General features: G+C 52.2%; 19 protein-coding genes. 6 read left to right on the top strand and 13 right to left on the bottom strand.

From position 1 onward, the window contains the following. The first annotated feature begins 34 nt into the window (after positions 1 to 34). Positions 35 to 1,777 carry a sensor domain-containing diguanylate cyclase gene (locus ACO6S1_RS08705; RefSeq protein WP_422345919.1) on the top strand — a complete coding sequence of 581 codons (1,743 nt, stop codon included), beginning with the start codon at positions 35 to 37 and terminating at the stop codon, positions 1,775 to 1,777. 13 nt (positions 1,778 to 1,790) lie between these two features. On the opposite strand, the gene ACO6S1_RS08700 is transcribed toward ACO6S1_RS08705, so the two are convergent. Continuing rightward, on the bottom strand, positions 1,791 to 2,231 hold the full coding sequence (locus tag ACO6S1_RS08700; protein WP_422345918.1) for a VOC family protein: 441 nt from the start codon (positions 2,229 to 2,231) through the stop codon (positions 1,791 to 1,793). A 112-nt stretch (positions 2,232 to 2,343) separates the two neighbouring features. Here ACO6S1_RS08700 and ACO6S1_RS08695 point away from each other — a divergent pair, with 112 nt between their 5' ends. Then, the gene (locus ACO6S1_RS08695) at positions 2,344 to 3,078 is read left to right on the top strand and encodes an SIMPL domain-containing protein (RefSeq protein ID WP_422345917.1); all 735 of its coding nucleotides are present in this window, start codon (positions 2,344 to 2,346) and stop codon (positions 3,076 to 3,078) included. A gap of 87 nt (positions 3,079 to 3,165) precedes the next feature. On the opposite strand, the gene ACO6S1_RS08690 is transcribed toward ACO6S1_RS08695, so the two are convergent. Beyond that, the gene (locus ACO6S1_RS08690) at positions 3,166 to 4,263 is read right to left on the bottom strand and encodes an acyltransferase family protein (protein ID WP_422345916.1); all 1,098 of its coding nucleotides are present in this window, start codon (positions 4,261 to 4,263) and stop codon (positions 3,166 to 3,168) included. Between the two features lie 91 nt (positions 4,264 to 4,354). Continuing rightward, positions 4,355 to 5,236, bottom strand: a complete 882-nt coding sequence (locus ACO6S1_RS08685) for a LysR family transcriptional regulator (RefSeq protein WP_422345915.1) — start codon at positions 5,234 to 5,236, stop codon at positions 4,355 to 4,357. Positions 5,237 to 5,355: 119 nt separating this feature from the next. On the opposite strand from ACO6S1_RS08685, the gene ACO6S1_RS08680 reads away from it, so the two are divergent. Then, complete coding sequence (locus ACO6S1_RS08680; RefSeq protein WP_422345914.1) at positions 5,356 to 6,129, top strand: DUF1330 domain-containing protein; 774 nt, start codon at positions 5,356 to 5,358, stop codon at positions 6,127 to 6,129. A gap of 35 nt (positions 6,130 to 6,164) precedes the next feature. Here ACO6S1_RS08680 and ACO6S1_RS08675 read toward each other — a convergent pair whose 3' ends face one another. The 8 genes from ACO6S1_RS08675 to ACO6S1_RS08640 all read right to left on the bottom strand — a co-directional run bounded on the left by ACO6S1_RS08675 (position 6,165) and on the right by ACO6S1_RS08640 (position 10,694). After that, positions 6,165 to 6,782, bottom strand: coding sequence for a hypothetical protein (locus ACO6S1_RS08675; protein WP_422345913.1), 618 nt, complete (start codon positions 6,780 to 6,782; stop codon positions 6,165 to 6,167). Positions 6,783 to 6,934: 152 nt separating this feature from the next. Then, the gene (locus tag ACO6S1_RS08670) at positions 6,935 to 7,441 is read right to left on the bottom strand and encodes a DUF3617 domain-containing protein (protein WP_422345912.1); all 507 of its coding nucleotides are present in this window, start codon (positions 7,439 to 7,441) and stop codon (positions 6,935 to 6,937) included. Positions 7,442 to 7,518: 77 nt separating this feature from the next. Beyond that, positions 7,519 to 8,379: a tetratricopeptide repeat protein gene (locus ACO6S1_RS08665; protein ID WP_422345911.1), complete on the bottom strand. Its 861-nt coding sequence runs from the start codon at positions 8,377 to 8,379 to the stop codon at positions 7,519 to 7,521. Next, positions 8,354 to 9,100, bottom strand: a complete 747-nt coding sequence (locus ACO6S1_RS08660; RefSeq protein ID WP_422345910.1) for an alpha/beta hydrolase — start codon at positions 9,098 to 9,100, stop codon at positions 8,354 to 8,356. Before ACO6S1_RS08660 ends, ACO6S1_RS08665 begins: the two co-directional genes overlap by 26 nt. A 59-nt stretch (positions 9,101 to 9,159) precedes the next feature. Continuing rightward, positions 9,160 to 9,513, bottom strand: a complete 354-nt coding sequence (locus tag ACO6S1_RS08655; protein WP_422345909.1) for a hypothetical protein — start codon at positions 9,511 to 9,513, stop codon at positions 9,160 to 9,162. A 148-nt stretch (positions 9,514 to 9,661) separates the two neighbouring features. Then, positions 9,662 to 9,853 (bottom strand): helix-turn-helix transcriptional regulator, encoded by a 192-nt coding sequence (locus ACO6S1_RS08650; RefSeq protein WP_422345908.1) that lies wholly within the window; start codon positions 9,851 to 9,853, stop codon positions 9,662 to 9,664. Then, a complete protein-coding gene (locus ACO6S1_RS08645; RefSeq protein WP_422345907.1) occupies positions 9,850 to 10,281 on the bottom strand; it encodes a hypothetical protein in 432 nt (143 codons plus the stop codon). The genes ACO6S1_RS08650 and ACO6S1_RS08645 overlap by 4 nt, the downstream gene beginning before the upstream one ends. Then, positions 10,278 to 10,694: a hypothetical protein gene (locus ACO6S1_RS08640; RefSeq protein WP_422345906.1), complete on the bottom strand. Its 417-nt coding sequence runs from the start codon at positions 10,692 to 10,694 to the stop codon at positions 10,278 to 10,280. Before ACO6S1_RS08640 ends, ACO6S1_RS08645 begins: the two co-directional genes overlap by 4 nt. A 371-nt stretch (positions 10,695 to 11,065) precedes the next feature. Here ACO6S1_RS08640 and thrS point away from each other — a divergent pair, with 371 nt between their 5' ends. From thrS to infC, 3 genes are all read left to right on the top strand, one after another. Next, a complete protein-coding gene (thrS, locus tag ACO6S1_RS08635; RefSeq protein ID WP_422345905.1) occupies positions 11,066 to 13,072 on the top strand; it encodes a threonine--tRNA ligase in 2,007 nt (668 codons plus the stop codon). Next, complete coding sequence (gene copM, locus ACO6S1_RS08630; RefSeq protein ID WP_422345904.1) at positions 13,069 to 13,545, top strand: CopM family metallochaperone; 477 nt, start codon at positions 13,069 to 13,071, stop codon at positions 13,543 to 13,545. The genes thrS and copM overlap by 4 nt, the downstream gene beginning before the upstream one ends. Positions 13,546 to 13,656: 111 nt before the next feature. Continuing rightward, complete coding sequence (gene infC, locus ACO6S1_RS08625; RefSeq protein ID WP_108811070.1) at positions 13,657 to 14,196, top strand: translation initiation factor IF-3; 540 nt, start codon at positions 13,657 to 13,659, stop codon at positions 14,194 to 14,196. A gap of 210 nt (positions 14,197 to 14,406) precedes the next feature. Here the strand turns inward: infC and msrA are convergent, their stop codons facing one another. Together msrA and ACO6S1_RS08615 are read right to left on the bottom strand one after the other, a co-directional pair. Continuing rightward, positions 14,407 to 15,135, bottom strand: coding sequence for a peptide-methionine (S)-S-oxide reductase MsrA (gene msrA, locus ACO6S1_RS08620; protein ID WP_422345903.1), 729 nt, complete (start codon positions 15,133 to 15,135; stop codon positions 14,407 to 14,409). Positions 15,136 to 15,162: 27 nt separating this feature from the next. Beyond that, positions 15,163 to 15,321 carry a hypothetical protein gene (locus ACO6S1_RS08615; RefSeq protein WP_422345902.1) on the bottom strand — a complete coding sequence of 53 codons (159 nt, stop codon included), beginning with the start codon at positions 15,319 to 15,321 and terminating at the stop codon, positions 15,163 to 15,165. Positions 15,322 to 15,413 lie beyond the last annotated feature (92 nt).

Here is a 15,413-nt window from a genome sequence, read left to right as displayed (position 1 = left end):
CTTAGTCCAAGTATCGATTGGGAAGGATCGCGCATTGCGCATATTGGCCACATTTCTGGCATTGCTCGGTTTTTGTCTGATGCTGCCCGTGTCTGGTGCAACTGCCGCTTCTGCGCCATTGACGGACGACCTTTGTACGTTCGGAACCGGCCCGAATGGGAAAATTGCTGACGTTATTGCCGCGAGCGAAAAATTCAATTGTTCGGACAGCAAATATGATTTCGCTGGATCAAAGCTATGGGCCAAGTTTCCCTTCAAAGCCGACGCTGTTCCGCCAGGGACTGTGGAGATACAGGGCGATAACAACGGCCTGACCTCCATATCCGTACACGCGCAGCTGACAGACAATAGCATCATCTCCAGCTATTTTTCCGAGCGACAAGTCATTGATAGCTGGAGACCGAAAGGCCTTTACGGCTTGCCAGTGCCCGGGTCTGAGGATCCGGCGATCCGGGATCGAATTGAAACCGTCTACGTGTCCCTCGATAATCCCCGCGTGGTAAGTTCAATTACTTTGATGGAGCTAAAATCGAAACAGAAATGGGACGATTTGAAGCTGCCACTCTCTGCGATGTTTGCCCTTTTGTGCGGCATGGCGATCATGCCGCTTATCTACAACGCGTTTTTCTATGGCGCTTTGCGCTATAGTTTCATGTTGTGGCACAGCATCATGATTGCTGGCACGGTGGTTTACACATTCAGCTCTTCCGGTTTGATCTTTCTGGTGTTTCCGGAAACTAGCCTGATGACGAAATTCCTCCTCAACTACTGGACGCTTGCCCTTTGCATCGCAGCCAGTGGATTCTTCCTTGATCGCTTCGTGGAGTCGGGAAAGATCGCAAAATGGCTTCGCCCGGTACTGTTGATAAGCGCGGTGCTACCGGTCTTTGTAACAGCCTATATTTTTTACAGTCTGGACGGCTATGATAATAATCTGCGCAACTATTACCACGCCTCGTTCATTCCCTATTTGATCGCTGTTCTTTACACGATGGGCCATGCTTTGAGACGGGGAAGCAAAGCCATCTGGTTCCAGATTGCCGCATGGACACCGATCATCGCGTTCAGTGCCGACCGGATCGCCCGGGGCATGGACTTGTATATCGGCATTCCGGAACTTGACTATGGTCTGTATTTTGCGCTGGTGCTGGAAACGATCATCCTCGCTTTTGGTGTTGCAAACCGGATCATGAGACTCCGCCTGAGACACGAACATACATTGCGCGAACAGGTTGAACTGACATTGCTGGCAGAAACCGACGGCCTGACCGCAATCAGCAATCGCCGGGCTTTTGAAAAAGCGTTCAAGCAGAATCTGATTGAGCGCCGTTATGGTCACCTTGCCATCCTGGACATCGACTTTTTCAAGCAGGTCAATGATCAATATGGTCACGAAATCGGAGATGAAGTGCTGCGCATTGTCGGGCGAGAATTAAGTTCTACCCGACATTTTGCAGCTCGTATCGGCGGTGAGGAGTTTGCGCTGCTGATACGTCCTGATGAACGCGGCAATCGGAAAGGAAACCCGTCGTCGGAACTCACACGCATTTGCGAAATTCTGATCCGCTCCGTCGACACCAATGTTCCCGAAATTCAGCAGCCGGTGACATTTTCGGCCGGCGTCGCGTCTATTCCCAGACGGGCATCTCTCCGCGCGGTCATGGCCATTGCCGACCGGCGTTTATATGATGCAAAGAATAATGGACGGAATCAGGTCGTGAGCTTTGATTTGTCGAAACTATCGACCAATCCGGGAACCGGGACTGCTGCGGCTTAGCTGATATACCAGCTCACCATTCGCCTATATTTTCCATGCTCGCCCATGGCTCCTGAACCGGCAAATTCTCTCCGGACTGCAACAACTCAACCGAGATATTGTCCGGTGAGCGCACAAATGCCATGTGGCCATCGCGCGGTGGTCGGTTAATCGTTACGCCGGCATCCATTAATGTCTGGCAAAGTTCGTAAATATTATCGACGCGATACGCTAGATGACCAAAATTACGCCCGCCGTCATAGTCTTCACCACTACCATCTTCGGCGGGCCAGTTATAGGTCAACTCCACCTCGGCAACGTCTTTTTGACCCGGCGCGGCGAGAAAGATGAGCGAAAAGCGCCCCTTCTCGCTATCATAACGACGCACTTCTTCCAGACCCAAAAGGTTGAAAAATTTGATGGTTGCGTCGGGATCAGAGACCCGCAGCATCGTATGCAGATATTGAATTGGCATTGTGGACAAACTCCATTCATCGCTATTCAGAAACGGTTCATCGCTGATATCGCAAAGCCGAACCGGGTCGATAGAGGCAGTTTAGAACGCTTGGAACGAGAGGGAAAGAGCTATGACTGAGAATATTGAAGGTGCCAAATTCCTGGACAAGACAAACAATATATTACTGGTTAGCGCCGGTTTGTTGACGATCGGATTGATCGCCGGCGGTTATCTGCTTGGTGACGGACTGCTACGCTCCAAAATGGCTGATCGCAGTGTAACGGTCCGCGGTTTGGCGGAACGGGAAGTCACCGCCGATCTTGCGACATGGACCATTGCGTACAGCGCGCAATCCAGCAACCTGCAGGCAGCGCAAGCCGATATCGATCAGGATACTGCCGCCATAGGCAAATTCTTCACTGAACTGGGTTTCAAAGCGGATGCGCTCAAACCCACAGGTGCCAATGTGAATCAATATACCAGCAATGGCGTACCTCAATATACCATCCGCCAACGGCTCTCTTTGCGCACTAACGACATTGAAAAAGCACAGGCGGCAGTCGCCCGGCAGTTCGACCTTGTGCGTCGCGGTGTTGTTCTCGAGGATGGCTCCGGTATGAGCTACACATTCACCAAGCTTGATGAGATTAAGCCGGAAATGGTTGCCGAAGCCACAAAGGATGCCCGCAAGTCAGCCGAGCAATTTGCCGAGGATAGCGGCACAGATGTCGGTGGAATTAAGTCCGCCACGCAAGGCTATTTCTCGATTAACTCGCGTGATGGCGATGGCGGGGGCTATGGCGTAACTGATACGCCTTATAAAAAGGTCCGTGTCGTCACGACGGTCAATTTCTATCTCGATTGAGCGCGGCCGACCAATGTGAAGGAATGCGGGATATCTGTCGTCGGTGATCTAGCCAAGCACAATGATGAGTAGGTAAGGCTTGGTCTATCATATTGCGCCAGACGGATAAGCCTTTTTCTCCCGCGTCATCTTCCCGCGCAACCAGGGCAATGGCGTCAGTATTTTTGAAGCTATAATGCCGACAATCAAACAGATCGGGATCTGCACAAGAAAGATCAGGATATACCAGGGATCTGACTCGCTCCATTTAAGGACATGCGCGACACCACCAAAGAATTTTATCGTGATGGCGTGGCTGCAAAAAATCGTGAAGATATGCGGCTCCAGCCATGACAACCAGCCCGTGATGCGGGAATTGCGCATAACAAGCTCATAGGCCAATCGCCACATGAGCAGAGACATAGCGATACGCGGCACATGTTCGAAGAAACGGAACGCGAAGAAATTGTCCTTCGTCTGCGTAGGTAGATCAAACAAGCTTGTGATGATAAAAAATGCGAGAAGTGACAGCACCAATGGCCAACCAGGTGTCCAGCGTGCCTGGCCCGCCAGCGCCAACGCCATTCCCACCAAATAGAAGGTCGCTATCTGATTACGGAAAAGCAAAAATCCTGATGGCATTTGCTCCAGCAAGAATATCCCGAACATGACCAAATAGGATATTTTCGGGGATCGCCGATAAATTGTGAGAACCAGCCAAGCATAGCAGGACATTATGAATATTTCCCGCAGGAAATGAAGCGGTCCATTTGCCGGACTGGCGGTGAGCGCAAAAAAGCTGTTCAACCATTCCATAAGAGTATCTGGCGCAAGGCCTGTTTCGCCGCGCACCCGTTGTTCGACAAACAAAAGTAAAACAACTGGAATTGACCAGACAATCATCGGCACCAATAGAGTTGCCGGCTTTGTTTTCATCACGGCAATCGCATGCCGCCGGTCAAAGGAATGAACAATCAGCAGACCGGAAATCAGACTGAGCAGCGGCACAGATGCCCGGCCAAGAGAATCGACGACTAGGACAAAAAATGCTTCGATCGCAAAAGGTTGGCTCGCAGCCAGAATGCGATCGCTGCCCGGCCAAATATGGGTCGTCATCATGAAAATGATGCAGACAACCCGGGCAACCTTGATCAATTGCGATTGATCCTGACCGATACGGTTGGTCAACAAACTCGTATTTTGCACCCCAGATTCCCCGATTGTCCTGCGCCTGCTCTAAGTCGCTATCCCATGCTTGGCAATTGGCGTCGCGAAAAAGGGCGCATTGCTGGCTGACTTAAGCACTCCCCATTTTCCCTTCGATCAGATCTTGGTTCTGCAACAGGGCCGAAGCCAGAAAGCGCATCAGCAATTTTATCCGTGGGGTCGCTTTGAGATCGGGATGGGTCAGCACCCAGAAGTCAGCCACCGGAAAAGGCGGCGGCGATTGCGGTAAGCGCACCAGATCAGGATCAGGGTCACCCAGATAGCAAGCGTTACGAACCATACCATGCCCTTGTTTCGCCGCCTGATGGATCAGCGTTATGTCATCACTAGTCATTCTGACCGGCGCGTCCGGAAAAGGGCTCGTTGCAATCCAGGACGGAACTCCCGCCGGCGAAGGCAGGGTGATCCAGCATCGGTCAGAAGGTGCAGTCTTTTCAAGATAGTCATATCGGGCATAATAGCTCAGCGCGTAGGGAAACAGGCGGCGGCCAACCAGATGTTCCGGCGGTTTCGCAACACCCCTGATCACAACATCGGCCTCTGATCGGTCAAGATCAGCGAAGCGATATGTGCTTTGTAAAATCAATTCGATGCCGGGATATTGGCGGGAAAAATCGATAAGATAATCGAGCAACAAGAATTGCCCGAGGACATCGGGAATCGAGAGAGTAATCGGCCCTGACAATTCTGTTTCATTGGCCTTGCGCCTGCGGTCGGCGGAAAAGCTGATCCCTTCGATCTGCTGCGCCGCCTGGACAAGCTGCGTCCCCCATTCTGTTGGCTGATATCCACCCGCAATGCGCTCAAACACTGGCTGACCATAGCGGTCATTGATAATCGCCAGGCGCCGCGAAACGGTGCTGTGCGTCACGCCCAACAAATTTGCCGCTGACCGAACGGTGCCGGATCGATCCAGCGCCAATATGAATCGATAGTCGTCCCAATTTTCCATTGGTGCATTATTGCACCAATGGTTGACAATTTAAATCCATATTATCGATAAATAGGTCGTTATATGGTGCGATAACGCAACGACCAGTCATCATAACCAATAATAATGGAATCGAAAATATGCTATCCCTTCGCACAACCGCCGTCATGCTTTCACTGAGCGCGGCCTTCGTTTTTACTCCCGCCTGCAGCAAATCCACGCAGGAAGCACCCAATCAGGCAACAGCAGCGGCAACCAGTCTCAAGTTAAAAAAGGGACAGGTGCTTTCCATCATCCTGCCGCAAGCCAAGGCGGACGCCTCAGAGGCGCGGCAGCAATATTACAAGCAAGCCTTCACATTGGGCGCGAAATTCGGTTTGCAGCGCGAGGCAGTGCTGGCAATGGATGATGTGATTATCAGCGACTATAAACCATCCGGGCTGATCTTTTATTCCTATCCCGATGCCGCATCGGAAAAAGGCTTGTCGAGCGCACCGGAATGGCCAGCAATCAAGGCAATGCGACCCGGTATCTGGCAAGAGCTGAAAATCTACACCGCAGAGCTGGACAGTGATCTCGATCTAAATTTTGACCCTGACAAAAGCTATACATTGGTAGTCGCGTGGCTAAATCCCGAAAATCCAGACGACTATCAACGCTATTTGAAAGGCATCGAGCCAGCGGTTGCAGCCGCAGGCGGGCGGTTCATCTACAAGATGTTTAACCCGCAATATGAGGCAAATGGTTCGACCAACACCAACACCGCCCCCGGCCAGCTGACCTTTGTCGAGTGGGACACTTTGGACGGTTTTACGAAGGTCCGCACCAGCGCCGAGTATAAAGCGAATGCTCGCTACTTTGGCACGGGAACGACCAAGGTTGAATTTTATCGGATGAAAACACGGCCGCAATGATCCACCATTCGTCTATCTCATCGGGTTTTCCACGATCAAATCAAACGACACTGACCCGTATCAATACCCGGATCACTGATTATTGGGGATTTGATTTGATCTTCCGAGACCTGCGGCACACCAAAAACTGTCGGGTTGCTGTCATAATTGGCACCGTCAAATGACAGCAACCCAATATAGGGTGTTGTAATGCCGCCTCCGGCAACGGCTACACCGATATCATTCCATCCGTTACGCGTTGAATCCAATGAAACAATCGGCAGCCGGGCCGGGCGAATGCGGGCGATCAGACGGTATCGGAGTTCATCGCCATCATTGGTGATATTTTGAAAAATATAGCCCTTGCAACCTCCGGTGCCGCAATATCCGCTGCCTGAAAGATAAACGACCAGATCGCGTTTATTGGACCGAAGCTCGGCAAAGCCAAGTATAACAAGGTTTTTACGAAAAAAATCAGGTTGGTTTGCGTAAGAATCACGATGATCAGTCACCGTTCGGACAATTAGATTTTTCAGATAGTCCCGGGACTGGCTTCGATCGAAGACTGAATCGCAAACCGGGCCCTCGCCAATGGCCTGGGCATTTGAAGCAGTTTCTATCACCGATGGCCTATTGCAGCCCGCCAATGTCATGGCGATGAAAGCAAACATCACTGTCGATATTTTAGTCGTGCAAAGCGTCCTCATCTTACAACCGATTTGGTGGGAATGGAGTATGAAATCAGAAAGGGCAGCGCCTGTGCCGCCCCGGATGACCGAAGTCACTCAGGGGGTTGATTGCACGCCGCCTTTCCAGACTCAAATGGTTACCCAGGACAATCGCCTTGCCGTTTTGCGCCGATATTCATGGCCAATTTTGCAGTTTCGCCGCTGGCAGGATCCTTAATATCGAACGCCATCTCGCTATCATAGCCTTCTGGATTAGCCTGACCGCTCATCTTGATGTTGATATCGCCTTTGCCGGTGCCTTTACAGGTCATTTCCAGATCAATCGTGGTTGCCGAGCCTTCGTCCTTGAGCGTTTCACATTGGCCGCCCAGTGCACCTGACATCTGTTTGGCTGCCTCTTTCCACTGAGCGCCATTATCATCACCTTTCATGCAGAATAGTCCACCTGTGCCACCACCGGCAACGCGCTCCATCTGGGCGATTGTATTTTTCCTGGCTTCCTCAGACATGCCCGGAAAATCAAGTTCAGTAATCTTGACCGTTTGCTGATACTGGCCAGCCGTCGGGCTGCCATCCCCGCCGCTGCCGCATGCCGCCAGCATGAGAGGAGCCGACAAGATTGGCAGGAGATATTTCTTGGTCATGGAAGAATGCTTTCTGTTGTTGTTATCGCGGTTCTATCGGCCACTCTCACAATTGAAAAGCCCCGCGGTGTAAAACCTCAATCGCTTACACTGGTAACAAGCTGGGCGAGATATTTCTGCGCTGCCTTGGCTGACCGGCTTTCTGCGTCAATCTGAACTGCCTTTTCCCAATTGGCTTTGGCTTCAACCATGTCCCCCGCTTCATAAGCAATATTGCCCGCTTCAAGGGCTACAGCCGGATCACGGGCGGCAAGCCTGGCGGCGACTTCAATGTCCGCCTTGGCTCCAGGCAAATCATTCATCCGCCGCGCCAGGGTGGCCGAGAGCAGCCAGCCAAGCGGGTCCTGCGGTGCCAGCTGGTGAACCAGTACAAATTCAGCTTTGGCCGCTGCATAGTCATTGAGCGCAACATGTGCCCGGGCGCGATCCAAATGTACTTCACCTTTTTCCAACCCAATGAGGCTACCCTGTACAAGGGCGGCATTAAGATATTCGAGCGCTTTGTCCGGTTGATTACCCGCCAAGGCAGCATTGCCTGCCTGAGCCCAGAAATTGGCGACACGCGGATATTTGGCAATCTCTGCCTCTTGCGCCGCTTCAGCAAATGCCTTTGTTGCCGCTGCCCAGTTAAATTGCTCGGCATAAGCAAATCCGAGGCAATGACGAGCAAGAAAGCCGCCACCCTCAATTCGCCATTTATTCGCTTCGACGACGCCGCTGGCGGGATCATCCAGAGCCAGATCGACGCATTCGTTGAAACGCACTTCCGACATGGTCATCGGAGCGGACGGGTTGATCGTCTGCGGCACCGGCGACCCATAGGGCGTAGCTGATTGTGCCATCAGGAGAAAAAGAGACGTGAACATATCCGCTATCAAACCTTCATAATCGCAGCCTACCCGGTCGACTGTTTCAATCCAGCCGCGAAACCACGTCAATCAACAGAGTAATATCCTGATCACGTGACAAGCGGTGATCGCCGTCCTTTACCAAATGCACCTGCACATCGGCTGAACGTATTTTCTTGGCAATCTCCAAGGCATAGGCCCACGGTACATCGGCATCCTCCTGTCCATGAAGCAGCCGCACTGCGCCATCAAAGGCGATTTCCTTGTGGAGCAGGCGATTGGCTTCACCGGACTGCCAGAAGACGTTTGTTGTCACGTAAGGATCGTCGCCATAGTCGCTATGTTCCTCCAGCTTGCCTTCGCGCAGGATGGTCATTTTCTGCTCTTGTGTGAATCCCCAGTCGGTAAAATCCGGTGCAGCAGCGATGCCAACCATCGCCTTCACGCGCATCGGCCGGGCAAGTGCGACAAGCAGCATCAACCAGCCGCCCATCGAGGAACCAATCAATGTGATGGAACCGCTCGTAACCTTTTCCATCAGGAACAGCACATCGTCACGCCAATCGATAAGACTCTGCTCTTCAAATGCGCCGCCGCTGGCACCGCACCCAGCATAGTCGAGGCGTAGCATTGCGCGACCACTATCTGCTGCCCATGCATCAAGCGCCAGCGCTTTGCCGCCTTCCATATCCGACATATAGCCGGGGAGGAAAACCAGTGTGCTGCCCTTCACGCCGTCTTTCGCGGGCCGATAGCAATAAGCCAGATTAGCGCCGCCGGGACGCTGCATATAGAGGATATCGTCTTCCATGTATGTCTTTCGCTGATGTTATGTGCTTCTGCCTACGCAGGAGCTGGAATGACATCAACTCAAACGTGCGGCGAGCCGAAATAAACAATCCCGAGACACAGAAACGCAATGATCAGCATGCCCACACCGCTCAACATCGGCCGCTTGTATTTTGGCAACAATTTTGTCAGCTCTTCCGGCGGATCACCGGTGAAGCCCAGTTGCCAGTGCGGGCGCCCCTTGATCCCGTCGTCCAGGCCAAAAACATGCGAACCGCCTGTAAAGCCGCGATATACCAGATCGCCAAAATAATAGGCTTCGCTGCGCCATTGGTTTTCAAAAAACAGAAAGGTGTTGCCAATAGTTTCGATCCGCACGTGACGTTTGCGTGCGCCCTTGGCATCACGGTGCCATACGGGGGTCGAATTGCTCATAGCGGTTTGGCCAATAGCAGGGCGCGGTTTATATATCGTTACCGCGTGGGCGCCTCGTTGCCGCTTGCAATGGCGGGCAATAGAACAAGGTTTAACAGCACCCTGTAAATCAATGCCTTAATGATCGCGACTACTCCTCCTGCAACCGTTAATCCTGCTGAAAAATCTCTTCGATCGCCATATCAAATAACGCCGCAATCTTGAACGCGAGCGGCAGGGACGGATCATATTTCCCCGTTTCTATGGCATTGACACTTTGGCGTGAGACGGACAGTCGTTCAGCCAAATCCGCCTGTGACCAGTCACGCTCTGCACGGAGAACTTTCAATCGGTTCTTCATGCACGCCACCGGACAATGCCGCCAGCTATTCCAAAGTTCACCAGCCAGATGACGCCGAACCATTGCGGCCCCTCTGTCATCAAATCATAGACGTTCAGGAACTGCCATATGGTTGCCGCACATAAAGTAATCGCTGTGGCCAGCATGATCTGTTTGGCGACAAGGAAGCGCTGATATTCATCTTCCATTTCGAGCAGCAATCGGAACACAGTCCAGAAGACGCCGCACATTGGCAATGCCGTTAGGATCGCAAGAGCATAGACGAAAAGGCCTTCTGGCGGGTTTGCGGAATTTTTGAGTGACAAGCCCCAGATCAGAATGACCATATAGGCCGTCATAAAAATACCCAAGCGCCAGAAATAGCGTTTCATCGAAGGGGGGATTTTCGTTTCGGGCCTATCCCCGGCCCGGTTGCTATGATTGCTCATGCGTTCAAACCCCTGATTCGATAGAAAAAATATCCCAGACTCCAACTGGCCAGCATTATGGCAATGAGATCATCACCCATTAGCGGTCCATAGAGCAAATCCCAGGCCAGATTGACGAATAGCGTGGTTATAATTCCCACAATGGCACCATTGGTCATAAGCTGGAAATAATAGTCTTCGACCTTCCGCCGGTCCATTGCCGCTGCATAGGTAGCAATAAAGGCGATAACCAAGGTCAGACCGGAAAGAGCCAGAATTTTCATGAGCGGGTCAACCGCGATAACCGGTTCCGGATCAAGGTTTTCGGCAATCAGCATGGTGATGCTGACCAGCAGAAGAAACCCAAAGACCCAATCCGGCCTGATCGCGCGATAGGTGCGTTGCCAGAGATTGGGGGTGGATGGCTCACTCACCGGAACATCGCCAGAAACAATATAGCGAAACTCGCCCACATCGCGATATCTGCGTTTCGCGCCGTCCGACAGCCGCCGTTAAATCTCGTTCTCATCACATTCTCCTTCAAGTTAAATTGACATAATGTCATGTTACCTTGACTTTATGGTTGTGATTCGTCGAAATGTCAAGCACCCATTACATAGTGTCAATTGTCCTTGCATGACTGTCTTGACTTCGTTGCCAAAATCCTTTCCTACGTCCTCCGCCTTCGTTATGCCGGAGGTGGTTGACTTGGTCCGTCGAGTGACTAAGGCAATCTCGATCCAGGAATCGCTGTTTTCCGAGATTCTATGGTGAGAATTGTGTGAACTTTAAAGATTGAAACCCGATGACCAAGATGATCAAAATCACCCTTCCCGACGGCTCTGCGCGTGAAGTGGCATCGGGTACAACACCCGCACAGATTGCCGCCGATATTGGTCCGGGTCTGGCCAAAGCGGCATTGGCTGCGCGCATTGATGGCGAAATTCGTGACATCATGCAGCCGCTGGATGTCGATACCGAGCTGGCCTTGATAACGTCCCGCGATGAAGACGAAGCGCTGGAACTCGCCCGCCACGACTTTGCCCATGTACTGGCCGAGGCTGTCCAAAACCTCTTTCCCGGCACGCAGATCACCTTTGGCCCGTCCACGGAAGATGGTTTCTACTATGACTTTGCGCCTGCTGGCGATCCGTTTACCGATGATGATCTGCCAAAGATCGAAGAAGAAATGCGCCGGATCATCAACGCCGACAAGCCGCTGCGTCGCGAGGTTTGGGAACGTAATGATCTGATCGCGCTTTGGGAAAAAGAGGGTGAAAAGTTCAAAGCCGAATGGGCTGCTGAACTCCCGGAAGGCGATGAGATTAGCGTCTATTGGTCCGGCGAAGACTGGATGGACATGTGCCGCGGCCCTCATCTTGCTTCCACTGGCAAGCTGGATCCGCAAGCGTTCAAACTGATGCGTGTATCGGGCGCCTATTGGCGCGGGGACCAGCGCAATCCGCAATTATCGCGTATCTACGGTACAGGCTGGCTAAACAAGAAGCAGTTGAAAGCGCATCTCGTAAGGCTGGAAGAAGCGGCCAAGCGGGATCATCGCAAGCTGGGTCAGGAAATGGACCTGTTCCATATTCAGGCTGAAGCGATGGGCAGCATTTTCTGGCACCCCAAAGGCTATATGATTTGGCGCGAGCTAGAAGCTTACATGCGCCGCGCTATTGATGATGCTGGCTATAACGAAGTAAAAACGCCGCAAATCATGGATGCGCGTCAATGGGAGCAGTCGGGCCATTGGGGCAAGTATCGCGAAAATATGTTCGTCGTGCCTGACGAGATTCCGAGCGTTGACGATGATGCGCCGCTGGTCTCATCCGACGCCGACATGATGGCGATCAAGCCAATGAATTGCCCGGCCCATGTCCTGATCTTCAAGCAAGGCATCAAGAGCTATCGCGATCTGCCGCTGCGCATCTATGAAAATGGCTGTTGCCATCGCAATGAACCGCATGGTGCGTTGCACGGCCTGATGCGCGTGCGACAATTCACCCAAGATGATGCCCATATTTTCTGCCGCGAAGACCAGATTGTCGATGAGGTCAAGAAATTTTGCGAACTGGCCGACCGGATTTACAAAGAAATGGGCTTTGAAGGCTATTCGATCAAGCTCGCACTTCGCCCCGACGAGCGTTTCGGCTCCGACGCAATATGGGACCAGGCAGAAGCAGAATTGCGCGATGCCGTGCATGCCGCCGGCATGGCGACCGAAGAATATGGCTGGGAAGAACTGCCCGGTGAAGGCGCATTTTATGCACCCAAGCTGGAATGGCATCTGACCGATGCGATTGGCCGGACGTGGCAAGTCGGCACGATCCAGTCTGACCGCGTATTACCGGAGCGACTGGATGCCAGTTATATTGCAGAGGATGGTGCTCGACACCGGCCGGTTATGCTGCACAGAGCCATATTCGGTTCGTATGAGCGCTTTATCGGTATTTTGATCGAACATTATTCGGGCAAGATGCCGCTTTGGCTTGCCCCGACCCAAGCGGTTGTGGCCACGATCGTCACCGATGCCAATGATTATGCGATCTCGGTAACCGAAAAACTGAAGGCCGCGGGCATCAGGGTTTCTCCGGACTTACGCAATGAAAAGATCAACTATAAGGTGCGCGAACATTCGCTTGCAAAAGTACCGAATATTTTGGTTGTTGGTATGCGTGAAGCCGAAGAAGGCAAGGTAGCACTTCGCAAACTGGGCCAGAAAGAGCAATTGTTTCTGACCGTCGATGAGGCAGTTGCGATGCTCAAAGACGAAGCACTCGCACCGGATTTGAGAGGAGATGACGCATGAAACGGGCTATGATCGTTTTTATGACAGCAGCCGCAGTCACTTTGATCGGATGCAAGCCTGTTGACGAGAGCGGTTCAACCGTAGAAACTGCCGCTATGCCCCATCACACAAAGGCTAGCGACGAGAGCAGCGAAGCGGTCAGAGAATATATCCGTGCCAACGCAAAGATGCATGACAATATGGCCAAGGTTCATTCCGATCCCGACATCGCCTTCATGCAGGGCATGATCGCGCATCACGAAGGTGCGTTAGAAATGGCCGAAATCGTGTTAAAACATGGCAAAGACCCCGAAACAAAGGCGTTGGCGCAGCAGATTATTGACAGCCAGCGCAAGGAAATTGAGCAGATGCGTGAATGGCTCAAGAGCCGGGATGCCTTGCCAGAGCGAGAATCACTGCTGCCGAAGTCGTTGGAAAATACTGGCAAGGTGGCGGACATTCCGCAGGTCACACCGGCAGATCCGGAGAATTGATCTTGCCATTGATCAAGCGCCTCCCAGACACTAAATATGTATATAACAATTTGCGACCCTTGCAATTTCCCGCTATTGGCCGCTTCGTTCAAACTTTGAGGAGTATTTAACATAGCTGCACCACCACGCCGTCCCACACCGCCCGTCAAAGGCGGCCCGCGTTTCAACAATCTGATCATTTCCGATACCGTACGGGTCATCGACGATAAGGGTGAAAATCTTGGCGTCATGAACACTGGCGAAGCGATCGAGCGAGCAAAGGATGTCGGCCTCGACCTTGTGGAAGTGTCTCCCAATGCTTCACCGCCCGTCGCAAAATTCCTCGACGTCGGTAAGTTCAAGTACGAAGCCCAGAAAAAGGCCAATGCAGCGCGCAAGACCCAAAAGGTCCAGGACGTCAAAGAAATCAAGATGCGTCCGAATATCGACGATCATGATTATCAGGTGAAGATGCGCAATGTGAACAAGTTCATCGACAATGGCGACAAGGTCAAAGTAACCTTGCGCTTCCGCGGTCGTGAAATGTCACACCAACAACTCGGCATGCAATTGTTGCAGCGGGTTCAGGAAGACACAAAGGAAAACGCGAAGGTCGAAGCTTATCCAAAGCTGGAAGGCCGTCAGATGCTGATGGTCCTGTGCCCTAAATAGTCGGTAATTGCGATTAATTGGGGTGCGTGCGCGCTATCCAGATAAACGCAATGCCAACGGCGAGACCGGTCAGGGCGATAGCGATTTCGAAGCCTTGTGATACCATTAGGTTAACCGTTTCCATGAGCGATTCCCTTCATGGGTACCAAGGTCAAGCTAACAGCGGGTTAAACAGGCGCGACTTCCTGCGCAACTTTCTGCACGAAAAGGTTAAGTTACTGGCTTAGAGCGATATTGATTTGGGAAGTACCGCTTGAGATTAGCAATCTTCGGTTTGTCCCAGCGCACGATATAGCCCTGACGGGGGTTTTTCTGCATGAAATCCTGGTGATAAGTTTCCGCAGGGTAAAAGGTCTTGTAGGCCTCTATCTTGGTCACGATCGGCCGCTTCCAATATTTGCCTTTGTCCAGCTGCGCAAGATAGGCGCGCGCTGCTTTGGCCTGGGCCCCGTTAGTCGGGATCAGCGCGCTGCGATAATGTTTTCCGCGATCAGGTCCTTGGGCATTTAATGTCGTGGGGTCGGCGATTACCGAAAAGAACACCTGCATCAATTCGCCATAGCTCACGACGCTGGGGTCATAGACCACCCGCACCGCCTCAGCATGGTTGGTCAGACCGGCGCTAACCAGTTTGTAAGTTGCACTACGCTTGGTGCCGCCATGATATCCCGATGCCGCGCTAATAACCCCTTTTGTGTGCTCAAAAACGCCCTCGACGCCCCAGAAACAACCGCCAGCAAATATTGCTACAGCACGTTTGCCTTTTTCCGCAGCGTCGATTTTGGGAGCAGGGATAATTGTCGCTTTTTCAGCCGCATGAGCCTGGCTGATAAACTGGCCTTGGTCCGTAGAAGCAGTATCTTCCATACTCGCCCATAACACACCAAAGGTGGCAAGGCTGGCACCGGCGATAGCCAGCTTGGGAAAGATCGTGCTCATATCAAACGCCCCGTTTGTGAATCAATATCAGCTTATCATCTGCGAAGCAGTTGTCACTGTCGTTGACAGGTTCTGGCTCAATTCCTGCTGGTCCTCATTGGGCTGCATGAAAAACAGCGCCAGCGCGCCCAACAGAAAACCGCCACTGAGGCTGTAGGTCAAATCTGATTTCAAAAAACTCGGCATCTTTTTATCCTTGTGGTTACCCTGTGTTCGGAGCGACCCCTGAATTGGTTACAGCTTTAATATAGGATTGCTTTCTGCGCTGTGAATATCAT

Source organism: Parasphingorhabdus sp., from assembly GCF_965233695.1.
Lineage (GTDB): Bacteria > Pseudomonadota > Alphaproteobacteria > Sphingomonadales > Sphingomonadaceae > Parasphingorhabdus.
The sequence above is the reverse complement of the archived record's forward strand: the minus strand, read 5'-3'. Positions and strand labels throughout refer to the sequence as shown.

Coding starts and splice junctions, on each gene's coding strand:
- ACO6S1_RS08700 (WP_422345918.1), bottom strand. CDS start 2,231: ATGCCAATTCAATATCTGCATACGATGCTGCGGGTCTCTGATCCCGAC.
- ACO6S1_RS08695 (WP_422345917.1), top strand. CDS start 2,344: ATGACTGAGAATATTGAAGGTGCCAAATTCCTGGACAAGACAAACAAT.
- ACO6S1_RS08685 (WP_422345915.1), bottom strand. CDS start 5,236: ATGGAAAATTGGGACGACTATCGATTCATATTGGCGCTGGATCGATCC.
- ACO6S1_RS08680 (WP_422345914.1), top strand. CDS start 5,356: ATGCTATCCCTTCGCACAACCGCCGTCATGCTTTCACTGAGCGCGGCC.
- ACO6S1_RS08670 (WP_422345912.1), bottom strand. CDS start 7,441: ATGACCAAGAAATATCTCCTGCCAATCTTGTCGGCTCCTCTCATGCTG.
- ACO6S1_RS08660 (WP_422345910.1), bottom strand. CDS start 9,100: ATGGAAGACGATATCCTCTATATGCAGCGTCCCGGCGGCGCTAATCTG.
- ACO6S1_RS08655 (WP_422345909.1), bottom strand. CDS start 9,513: ATGAGCAATTCGACCCCCGTATGGCACCGTGATGCCAAGGGCGCACGC.
- ACO6S1_RS08650 (WP_422345908.1), bottom strand. CDS start 9,853: ATGAAGAACCGATTGAAAGTTCTCCGTGCAGAGCGTGACTGGTCACAG.
- ACO6S1_RS08645 (WP_422345907.1), bottom strand. CDS start 10,281: ATGAGCAATCATAGCAACCGGGCCGGGGATAGGCCCGAAACGAAAATC.
- thrS (WP_422345905.1), top strand. CDS start 11,066: ATGACCAAGATGATCAAAATCACCCTTCCCGACGGCTCTGCGCGTGAA.
- copM (WP_422345904.1), top strand. CDS start 13,069: ATGAAACGGGCTATGATCGTTTTTATGACAGCAGCCGCAGTCACTTTG.
- msrA (WP_422345903.1), bottom strand. CDS start 15,135: ATGAGCACGATCTTTCCCAAGCTGGCTATCGCCGGTGCCAGCCTTGCC.
- ACO6S1_RS08615 (WP_422345902.1), bottom strand. CDS start 15,321: ATGCCGAGTTTTTTGAAATCAGATTTGACCTACAGCCTCAGTGGCGGT.